Source organism: Methylocapsa palsarum (assembly GCF_900114285.1).
Lineage (GTDB): Bacteria > Pseudomonadota > Alphaproteobacteria > Rhizobiales > Beijerinckiaceae > Methylocapsa > Methylocapsa palsarum.
Window position 1 is genome coordinate 1 of sequence record NZ_FOSN01000042.1, and the last position, 8,010, is coordinate 8,010.

Here is an 8,010-nt window from a genome sequence, read left to right on the forward strand (position 1 = left end):
TCGCTTAGATGGTCGAGACAGATGACCGGGATCTCTGAACGCCCGAGCAGTTTCGCCGCCTCGAAGCGGCCGTGGCCGGCGATCAATTGTTTGTTTCTGTCGATCAGAATCGGCGCATTGAAGCCAAAGGCTTCGATGCTGCGGGCGATCGCCCTGATCTGTTCCCTGCCGTGCTTGCGTGGATTGCCGGGGTTTGCGGACAATTCCCCGATCGGGAGAGATTTGAGTTTGTGGGCGCGAGTCTTGGTCACGGGCGCCCCCGCCAGATCCCCCGATTGCAACTAACTAAACGACGCCGTTCGCGGATCTGCCGAAACGTTGACCTGGTTTTTATTTCGCGGACGCGGCGGCGACGGCCGCCATCATTCATTGGCCGCATAGTATGTTCCTCTTTCACGCCTTTTCAGTGCTGATAGAGAAAGATATCGCGGCGTTCATTCCCGAAAAAGCCGCCCGAAATTCCGAATACGCGAAAATTTCGGGCAGCTTTCCAAGCTATTTTGGCTATCCGGATTCTGATGTGTTTCGGCAGCAATACGTGAAACGTGAACTTCACCTAATGGATTATTTCCGGGCAAAATGGGTTTCCAGACCGAGGCGTGCGTCACGGCTTCCGAACGGCTGGAGTGGGTGGTTTTGCGACGGTCCGCTCCCGGGCCTCCAATTTGGTAAACAGCCGTTCTGTTTATGGCATGGGCGGGCGCGATGCGGTCATTTTGCTCGGGCGCTGGGAAATACGGTTGCTTCATAATCGGTCATGTCATTCCCGCACAATCGCAGTCGCGGAGAGGTAAAGGATGGCGGAGTCGATGTTCGTGCTTTCACACAAACCCGAAGCAGCCGCATCGGGTTTGGAGGCGCCCGTTTGTTAGTTCTCCCTTTGTGACGTGGGCCAGTCTAACTGGACTAGCCAAAGGGACAATCAGACTGCCTCACTCACGCGACCGACCAACTCGAGAAGCCGATCGACGCCGATTGGCTCATCCTTGAGAAGTGGAACGACCGCGTAGCGCCGGGCGTGATGGGTGGCGACAGCGGTGATTTCCTTAAGCTCATTATGGGCTCGCTGACGCAACAAAGGCGATTTTGGCCGCGCCGCCGCCACGCTATTGTTTATGATCCATGCCCAGGGTTCGATTCGCGCCCGCCGTAAATCAGCTTGCAGACTGGCGGCTTCAAGAACCGGCGTCGTTTCGGCCAAGGTCGCAAGCAGCACCTTGGTCTGTTTGGGATCCTGCAGATGCATCATGGGGGTCTTATAGCGGACCCCCGACGGGTCCAGCTGGCGTGCGACTTCACGGTGATACGCTCCCGTAGCGTCGAGCAGCAGCAGGGTATGGCCAGTCGGAGCCGTATCCATCACGACGAAAATTGCGCCCGCCTCGCGGATAACGCGTGAGAAGGCCTGGAACACCGCGATTTCCTCGGTGCAGGGTGAACGCAAATCCTCTTCCAAAAGAGCGCGGCCTTCGGCGTCGAGCTTCGCGCCTTTTGCGGCCAGAACATCCTGGCGATAGCGCTCGGTTTCGGCGTGAGGATCAATGCGGCTGACGGTGAGATTGCTCATTGAACCATGCAACGTCTCACCCAGATGCGCGGCCGGATCGGACGTTGTGAGATGCACCGGCAGTCCGCGATGGGCCAGCTCCACGGCGACTGCCGCCGCCAAGGTGGTTTTTCCGACGCCGCCCTTGCCCATGACCATCACAAGGCCGTGGCCGTCGGCCGCGATATCGTCAACGAGATCGGATATCGAGGGCGCATCGAACTTTACCTGCCCGTCAGCGGTGGTCGCCGCCGCCTGTTCAATCGGTGAAGAGAGCAACTGGCGCAGCGCAGGAAGCCCCACGAGATTGAAGGGTTTGAGCGCGACATGATCGCAAGGGAGCGCTCGCAACTCGTCGGGCATGGCGGTCAATGCCGCCTGCTCCCGTTTACAAATCGCGGCGGCCAGTTCGTCCAGCGCCGCCTCCTCCGCCGGAAGTAATCCGTTGATCACAAGATATTGTCGGTTGAGCCCAATCGCCGCGAGTTCGGTATGGGTTCGGGCGGCCTCGCGCAACGCGGATGGCTGAGCGCGGGCGACGAGAACGAGGCGGGTGCGTTGCGGGTCTGACAGCGATTGAACGGCGGCGTTATATTGAGCGCGCTGCTTTTCCAACCCTGCTAAAGGGCCGAGGCATGAGGCGTCGCCCTTGCCCTCATCGAGAAAACCGCTCCATGCGCCGGGCAGTTGGAGCAGCCGGATTGTGTGTCCGGTCGGCGCCGTATCGAAGATGATGTGGTCGTAATCAGAGGTCAGGGCGGGATCAATCAACAGTGCGGTGAACTCATCGAAAGCCGCGATTTCTGTCGTGCATGCTCCTGAGAGCTGTTCCTCAATACCCTTGACCACGGCGTCGGGGAGCACGCCGCGCACCGGCCCCACAATGCGGTCACGATAGACCTGGGCCGCCGCTTGCGGGTCTATTTCCAGCGCATGGAGGCGCTGCACGGTGGGGATGGCGGTGATCCGATTGCCGATCTCAACGCCAAAGACCTGACCCACATTCGAGGCCGGATCTGTGCTGACCAGAAGGACGCGCCGCCCGGCCTCGGCGAACTGGATCGCCGTCGCGCAGGCAATTGAGGTCTTGCCCACGCCCCCTTTGCCGGTGAAAAAGAGGAAACGCGGGGGCTGTTCAAGAAATTTCATTTTGTCCCTTTGTTTAAATCAGCACTTGGAGGCGCCGCCACAGCACCCGCCTTGCTTGGCTTCGATTGGGGCTACTTCGATCGGCTTGACCGGCGCTTCTGCGAGGCCGGCCCAACGGGAGAGTTCGGCGCGATTAGGGTAGCGGCCGGCCATAGCCACTTCTCCATCGACAAGGATCAAGGGCAGCCCCTCTTGCCCGGCGCGCTCCAGAAAGCCTTTAACGGTGGAATTGTCTGCAAACGCCAAGGGGTTCTGGGCCAGGTTGAAGCGTTCAATTTGGGCGCCATTCTGTTTGGCCCAGTCCGCATCCGCGGAAAAGCTGACCAAAGCCTGGTCCACATCGACGCCGCATACGCCTGTGCTGCAGCAAAGGGCCGGGTCAAAAACCTGAATCGCTTTCATGGGAATACTCCGTCAATGATCTGAGCTGATACCTGCGTCAGCCGGGCGGGGAATGGTGGTTAGGCTGCTTTGCCGCTCAAGGCCATGTCAGTCGCCCCCTCCATCGCGCCGATGGCGGACAGCCGCTCCTTCAGGGAAGCAAGGTCGAGCTGTTCAAGATCCAGATTGACGAAGGCCGTAATCCGGGCGACGAGACGCCGGTAGGCTTCCATGAAGGCCGCACGCTTTTCCGCGTCCGTTCCGTCGATTGCCGCAGGATCCGGAATGCCCCAATGGGCGACCAGAGGATGACCGGGCCAATAAGGGCATGATTCCCCTGCCGCGGAATCGCAAACCGTCAAAACAAAATCCATCTTCGGCGCAGTCGGCCTGCTGAACTCCTCCCAGCTTTTAGAGTGGAACGCCGACGTGTCATAGTCCAAATCCCGCAGGAGAGCGATGGCATGGGGGTTAGGCTCGCCCTTCGGCCTGCTTCCCGCCGAGAATGCCTTGATGCGTCCCGCACCCTCCTTGTTGAGAATTGCCTCAGCCAAGATCGAGCGCGCTGAATTGCCAGTGCACAGCACCAGAACATTGTAGGTCTTGCTCGCCATATGAGCCTCGCGTTTTGCAGGGAACGGTTTCGTGTCTGGACCACATGTCCGGCCGCTCGCCTGACAGCAATCTTCTGTCAGGAAAGCGGCAAGCCGCAGCGGTAGCTCCTTATCGGCGGCGTAGATGATCGAGCGGCCGTCCCGACGGGAATGAATGAGCCCGGCATGGTCCAGGATCGACAAATGGTTTGAAAGCGTGTTTTGCGGGATCGCAAGGAGCCGAGCAATTTCCCCGGCCGCGAGCCCATAAGGGAGGTAGCGGACAAGCAGGCGGAATAACTCCAGCCGCAATGGCTGAGCAAGCGCCGCCAGCACCTCTACGGCATCCTTTCCCTCGAAACGATCTGACACGACCTTATACGCCGCAGGTTTCATCAATTCATCACCTCGCAAAGCGCGATTTTGCGCTTGAACACGACGTCAAGCCGGAGTCCTTTCGCCTATTGCATCGAGCCGTTTTTGAAGCGACAGCCTAGAGGCCTTGAACCGCCCCTGGCTGTGCCTGTTCAAGATGGCCTCGGCCAAAATCGATCGCGCCGAATTGCCTGTACAGAGAAACAGGACATTGAAAACCTTTTCCGGCATGACGGTCTCCTCGTCCGTTTCCTAAGAGAGCGAGTCGAGAGCGCGCTGCGCGAGGCCCGCCGTCTCAGGCGGAAGAGGGATATAGCCGAGATCCGCCGCGAACGTCTGACCTTTCGTCAGGCCCCATCGGATCCAATCCTTCAGCGCAGAAGCTTTCCGCGGCGAGTCATATTTCTTGTAGAGAAGCAGCCAGCTCATGGTGACGATGGGGTAGGAGGCGTCTCCGGGCGGGTTGGCGGTGGAGCCGCTGCGTGAAGCCAGCAACGCCGCCATCCCGGCTGCCTCGTTTGGCGTGACGTACTCGCCTGCGGCATTCTCAAGAATCGCCATTTTCAAACCGAGGCGCTTCGCAAAACCATACTCGACGAAGCCGATTGAGCCTTCGCTAATCTTGATCTTCGACGCGACGCCTTCGTTGCCCTTGCCCTGCATCGCCGCCGCCGGCCACTCGATCGAAAAGCCCTCGCCAGCTCCTGCCGCCTGCCAGCTCGAACCGATCGCGACCAGATGGCTGGTGAACGCAGCGGTGGTTCCGCTGCTGTCCTGCCGGACCACCACGGCGATATCGGTGTCCGGCAAATCAAGATCTGTGTTGGTTTCCAGAATGCGGGGATCGTCCCACTTTCTGATCGCGCCCGTGAAGATGGCGGAATAGGCCTCCCGCGACAGTTTCAGCGCGCCGGTCAGGCCGGGGAGATTGTACGCCAGCACGATCATGCCGGCGGTGACGGGAACCGCGATGACGCCGCGCTCTACTCCGTCAAACGTCGCCTCGCCAGGCAAAACATCGGTCGCTCCGAAATCGACCGATCCATGGACAAAGCGAGCCACACCCTCGCCGCTTCCCACGACGTCGTAGCTCAGCGAAACCTGGTCGTGATCCCGCTGAAAAACCTCAATCCATTTTTTATAGAGCGGCGCTGAAAACGTTGATCCCGCCCCGTGGATCGAGAGGCTTTCTTCCGCGACCGCGCCGAATTGAGAGAGCGACAAAGCGATCAAAGCCGTTCCTCCGGCGAGCAGCGAGTCACGAAGAACAATGCGACGCGTGACCATGGCGATTTCCTCCCGCTCGGCGTATTTATCAATATATCGAATAGCATCGATATATTGATAAATCAAGGCCGCGCCTAAAACATTCCGCGGGGGTGAGCAAAATGGCCGCTTTGGGCGAATCAGCTTCCCTCTAGAGCGTCAGTTTTACCGCCGGGGAGCTCTCGATCAGGGCTCACTAGAATGGAACGTATCGAGACGCGTCGTTTGCGCCAGAGATGAAATAGCCGCTGCCGAGCCTTTTCTGGGAGAGCTGTGCGACACTCAGCGTAAATAATAGTATCGGTGAACCCGAGAGCGGCGCGAGTAGCAGATCGAGGTTTGCGTGCTGTCACTATTTGGCGAGAATGACTGCGGCGCTCTACGCCTCGGTCGGCCAGGGCGGAGCGTCCGGGTATCTCGCTATGATAGGATTAGCCGGTCTCGATCCTTCCGTAATGAAGCCGACCGCTTGGTACAGCTACTAAGGTCGGCTGGACGGCCGAAATGGGCGCTCCACAGCCGGCACCCCAAGCTCGTAAATGACCGTTTCGGAGAATGGAAGCCCAGCCTGCGGACGACCATCTTAGGTCGGTTTCTGCCTCTCCGTTGTTAAAGTGTGCCGCTGGGATAGCTGCCATTGGTAGTCATCTCGTTCGCCACCTACGAGATTAAAATCGGCACTATTCTTGGACTACTGTATTATGAGCACAATAACCCATGCGGGACGCGAGGCGCGTCCGTCGGCGCGGAGACGAACATGATCAAGGCCGTTTGGAACGGAAAGATTATCGCCGAGTCGGAGCGCACCGAGATCGTCGAAGGCAATCATTATTTCCCTCCGGACGCTGTGCGGCAGGAATTCGTTCAGCCGAGCGAAACACGCACGCACTGCCCTTGGAAGGGCGAAGCCCATTATTACTCGCTTCTCGTCGACGGCCAGACAAACGTCGATGCAGCCTGGTATTATCCCGATCCAAAACCTGCTGCGAAAAGCATCTCTGGAAGGATCGCTTTCTGGAAAGGCGTGAAAATCGTGGCCTGAGCGGCGGATGACGATCTCGGAACTTTCCGCTTCGGAGAATCGGGACTCGGCTTGGCACGACGAGCTTGGGTCGGTTACTGCCGCGCCAGAGGCCCAAATCGGTCCGTTTGCGAACTCAGAATCCACGTTTTCAGGCGACAAACCACATGCATCTAAATTCGCTCGGCGGCCTTTAGCATTGCAGCAAACACAATCAACTCCGGATAGCCCGCTTTTTATGATGCTTTTAACTCACGAATTAAGGGGGCCAGTCGGTTTCTTAATGTCTTTTCAGTTGGCAGGGCTACGCTCGGATGTTTTTCCGTAAGCCATGCGCGCATGTCTCGCGCCCACTCCGCTGTCGACTTAGGCGGGCCATCGGGCCGGAAGCGACGGCGCACCTCGGTTTCCACGAAGGACCAACTCGTCGGTCTGCCCGGCAACCCTGTTTCATAGACCGCTAAACCGGCAGTCGAGGGTGCTGTGACGGTCGGTCCGGACGGTTCGTCCGGAAGAGCGTCTAAGGCCCGCTCAAGTTGGTCCGGCGGAATTCCCCAGATAGGTGGCGGCAGTGGGCGTCCAAAATTGGATTCAATAGCGATTGGTTTGGCCTTAAGCGGCGCCATCCACTTCAATTCTGGGTAGATGGGGCGCGGCGACGATGCAGCCATACGCTGTGCGTCCATGGCCTGCTTGCGATCTTGCTTTCTTTTTCGCATTTCGCGGATGGCAAACAGACAGGTCCGGTTCGAAACGTGATCGTCGACATACGCCTTCATGTCCGGATATTGTTTGTAATAGCCGTTGATTATGCCCTCGCGAGAATTATCGGATTGCATCTGTCCCTTTGCATAAGCTTCGGCGACCGCCCAAAACCAAATTTCATCTTCGAGCGCCCTTTTCAGATCGAGCAGAGTCAGGCCGTCATTATGATTTGCTATGTCAATGGTCGACATCGTCTATTCTCGTTTGCTCGAGCCCGCACGAGTGATTTGGCATTGACGGCTGGGCAATCAATTCTCTCGCGCTTTGGAAAAAGCCCATTTCTACCGGAAAAGATCCCCCAGCTCCTCGCGAAAGTATTTAGTGAGCATCCGTCTTTTTTGCTTGGAATATAGAGCAAATCTCGTGACGTTGCTCGCTCGCTCTCGAAGTGACCGCTGACCAAAGCCGCTCGACACGGAAAGCTGCGACTGCTGCCCGCTTTGGCGCAATAAAGGCCGTTCAGAGCAGATCATCCTTGTTGGATAAAACGAATCCCTGATCAGCGACGTTTATTCCCTGTTCGAGCCAAATATTTTCCCTGTTAAGAGCGACAAGGAATAGCGCCTAGACTATTGAATTAACGTCATATCTCGCGTCAAAATGTCTCAGAGAGGCCCGTTTATTAGAAAAATTCCCTGTTTTACAGGGAATTCGCGGCGAGACCGGTTCGCGAGAGACTGCGTCGTCAGCCAGTAATTAATTATTTGACATGGATTTGCTTCATAGTGCTGGCGCGCGGCAATTTCTTAGCGAATTCCGGGGGTTTGCGGACCGCGCGTTGACGGTCCGAGCGCAGAGACGGCGCTTCGCCTGATCTCGGCCAACGGCGTCCTGGAATTCTCTCCGCGGGCTTTCAGGGGTTCACTCGTCCGCCAGCGAAACGGCGCTCAAAGCAGGCGATGCTCTTGTGATCG

Annotated in this window: 8 protein-coding genes and 1 pseudogene; 1 reads left to right on the forward strand and 8 read right to left on the reverse strand. The window is 57.9% G+C overall.

Annotated features, from left to right (window positions below):
- The 7 genes and pseudogenes from BM177_RS18825 to pstS form a co-directional block, all read right to left on the reverse strand.
- A partial coding sequence (locus tag BM177_RS18825; protein WP_244532452.1) for a ParB/Srx family N-terminal domain-containing protein occupies positions 1-251 on the reverse strand: 251 nt, incomplete at its 3' end.
- A gap of 183 nt (positions 252-434) precedes the next feature.
- A complete protein-coding gene (locus BM177_RS19755) occupies positions 435-749 on the reverse strand; it encodes a hypothetical protein (protein WP_139223747.1) in 315 nt (104 codons plus the stop codon).
- 173 nt (positions 750-922) lie between these two features.
- Positions 923-2,695, reverse strand: a complete 1,773-nt coding sequence (gene arsA, locus BM177_RS18830) for an arsenical pump-driving ATPase (RefSeq protein ID WP_091686762.1) — start codon at positions 2,693-2,695, stop codon at positions 923-925.
- A gap of 18 nt (positions 2,696-2,713) precedes the next feature.
- Positions 2,714-3,097: an arsenite efflux transporter metallochaperone ArsD gene (arsD, locus tag BM177_RS18835; protein ID WP_091686764.1), complete on the reverse strand. Its 384-nt coding sequence runs from the start codon at positions 3,095-3,097 to the stop codon at positions 2,714-2,716.
- A gap of 59 nt (positions 3,098-3,156) precedes the next feature.
- Positions 3,157-4,065: a metalloregulator ArsR/SmtB family transcription factor gene (locus BM177_RS18840; protein ID WP_091686767.1), complete on the reverse strand. Its 909-nt coding sequence runs from the start codon at positions 4,063-4,065 to the stop codon at positions 3,157-3,159.
- 102 nt (positions 4,066-4,167) lie between these two features.
- A pseudogene (locus tag BM177_RS18845) lies at positions 4,168-4,275 on the reverse strand (arsenate reductase/protein-tyrosine-phosphatase family protein); the annotation flags it as partial.
- Positions 4,276-4,296: 21 nt separating this feature from the next.
- Positions 4,297-5,331 carry a phosphate ABC transporter substrate-binding protein PstS gene (gene pstS / locus BM177_RS18850; protein ID WP_091686772.1) on the reverse strand — a complete coding sequence of 345 codons (1,035 nt, stop codon included), beginning with the start codon at positions 5,329-5,331 and terminating at the stop codon, positions 4,297-4,299.
- A gap of 736 nt (positions 5,332-6,067) precedes the next feature.
- Between pstS and BM177_RS18855 the strand changes: the two genes are divergently transcribed.
- Positions 6,068-6,352, forward strand: a complete 285-nt coding sequence (locus BM177_RS18855; RefSeq protein WP_091686774.1) for a DUF427 domain-containing protein — start codon at positions 6,068-6,070, stop codon at positions 6,350-6,352.
- A 215-nt stretch (positions 6,353-6,567) separates the two neighbouring features.
- Here the strand turns inward: BM177_RS18855 and BM177_RS18860 are convergent, their stop codons facing one another.
- A complete protein-coding gene (locus tag BM177_RS18860; protein WP_091686770.1) occupies positions 6,568-7,287 on the reverse strand; it encodes a hypothetical protein in 720 nt (239 codons plus the stop codon).
- Positions 7,288-8,010 lie beyond the last annotated feature (723 nt).